2 protein-coding genes are annotated in these 1,942 nt (G+C 67.3%); both read right to left on the bottom strand.

Annotated elements, in window-relative coordinates; genetic code table 11:
* Positions 1-398 (bottom strand): trehalose-6-phosphate synthase (locus VF662_RS08200; protein WP_464139742.1); only part of this gene is annotated, 398 nt, incomplete at its 3' end.
* Positions 395-1,942: glycoside hydrolase family 15 protein (locus VF662_RS08195; protein WP_464139740.1), on the bottom strand; the 1,548-nt coding region annotated here is incomplete at its 5' end. The genes VF662_RS08200 and VF662_RS08195, both read right to left, overlap by 4 nt.

Here is a 1,942-nt window from a genome sequence, read left to right as displayed (position 1 = left end):
TGGATCCAGATGAGGTCGTCCGGCTCAATGAGCGGGCACACCGTCTCAGCGAAGCGCTCGTTGACGCGCTCGTAGCCGCCCGCGAAGCTGCGGTCATACTCCGCCAGGTCGATCCGGTAGTGGAAGAGCGGCCACAAGGTTCGGTTGGCGTAACCGTTGTAATATTCCTCGACGTCCTGTTCCTCGAGGTCGATCGTCGCGGTCGTCACGCCCTGGTGGCGCTGGAAGTCGATATGGCCGGTGAACTCCTCGGTCTTGTTGCCCGACCAGCCGAACCAGAGGCCGCGATACTCCCGAAGGGCGGCGGCAAGCGCCACCGAAAGCCCGCCCTGCGCGCCCTTCGGATCGTCCGCGCGCGGAGCGGACACTCGGTTGGAGATGACAATGAGGCGGCTCACCGGATCGAACTCCATGGTCGCGAAAGGAGGACGGCGCAGTTGATGAGGCCGACCAGCGAATAGGTCTGCGGATAGTTTCCCCAGAGTTCGCCGGTGTGGAAGTCCGTGTCCTCCGAGAGGAGGCCCGCGGGCGTGAGCCGGGTCAGCATATGCTCGTAAAGCTCGCGCGCCTCCTCCTCCCGCCCAACGATATGAAGCGCTTCGATCAGCCAGAAGGTGCAGAAGTTGAACGCGGTCTCGGGCAGCCCGAAATCGTCTTCGGCCGCGTAGCGAAGCATGTGCTCGCCGCGCCGAAGCCCCTTCTCCACCGCCTCGAAGGTGGCGAGGAAGCGCGGATCGTCCGGCTCCAGGAAGCGCATGTCGATGAGCTGGAGCAGGCTCGCGTCGAGTTCGTCGCCGCCGAACGTGGCGGCGAAGCGCCGCTCGGGCTCGAACCACGCCTCCGTCTCGATCCGCGCCCGCACCGCCTGCGCCCGCTCGCGCCAAAGCGCCGCCCGCTCCTCCAGGCCGAGCACCGCTGCAGCGTTCGCAAGCCGGTCGCACGCCGCCCAGCACATCACCGAGCTGTAGGTGTGGACCGATTGCCGCGTCCGGAACTCCCACAGGCCCGCGTCGGGCTGGTCGTGCATCGCCCAGGCGCGCTCGCCCACCCTCTCCAGCGCTGCGAAGTCGTCCGCGCCGGCCTTTCGGAACAGCCGCTCGTCGAAGAAGGCCTGGACGTTGGAGAGGACGATCTGGCCGTAGGCGTCGTGCTGGATCTGGTGGTAGGCCGCGTTGCCGACCCGCACAGGCCCCATGCCGCGATAGCCGCCGAGCGCGTCCGCCTCCCCCTCCTCAAGCTTGGCCTCGCCGGCGACCGAATAGAGCGGCTGGATGTGCCCGCCCTGGGCATCGTCGACGATGTTGCGCAGGTAACCGAGATAGCCCTCCAGCACGTCGAGCGCGCCGAGGCGGTTCAGCGCCTGCACGGTGTAATAAGCGTCCCGGATCCAGCAGTAGCGATAGTCCCAGTTCCGCCCGGAATTGGCAGCTTCGGGAATGGAGGTGGTAAGCGCCGCGACGATCGCACCAGTCTCCTCCTGCTGGCAGAGCTTCAACGTGATCGCCGCGCGGATGACGACGTTCTGCCATTCGAGCGGCGTCGCAAGCCCCCGCACCCATTCGCGCCAATGGTCGGACGTCTGGTGAAGCATTGAGGCGACGGTGTGGCCGATATTGCCCTGGAACGGCTCGTCCGGCCCTAGGAAGAAGTGGAGCGGCTTTTCGAGCCGGAAGGCGCGGCCTTCCATCACGCGGCCGACCGGTGCGTCGGTGGTGAGCCGGAGCGGCTGCGGCTTCAGGAGGAAGCGGACGTGGTTGCTTCCGCTCGTGCGCTCGGCGTCCTTCGCTCCCCAATCGGCCGCCGGATTGAGCGAGACACGGATCCGGGGCGCGCCGCTGATCGGCCGAACGATGCGGACGAAGGCCACCGGGCGGTAGACGCGGCCGGTCCGCTCGAAGCGCGGGCAGAAGTCGTACACATCGGCGACGCCTCCGTCGGCATC

Origin of the sequence: Allosphingosinicella sp. (assembly GCF_036387215.1) — a bacterium.
Taxonomy (GTDB): domain Bacteria; phylum Pseudomonadota; class Alphaproteobacteria; order Sphingomonadales; family Sphingomonadaceae; genus Allosphingosinicella.
The sequence above is the reverse complement of the archived record's forward strand: the minus strand, read 5'-3'. Positions and strand labels throughout refer to the sequence as shown.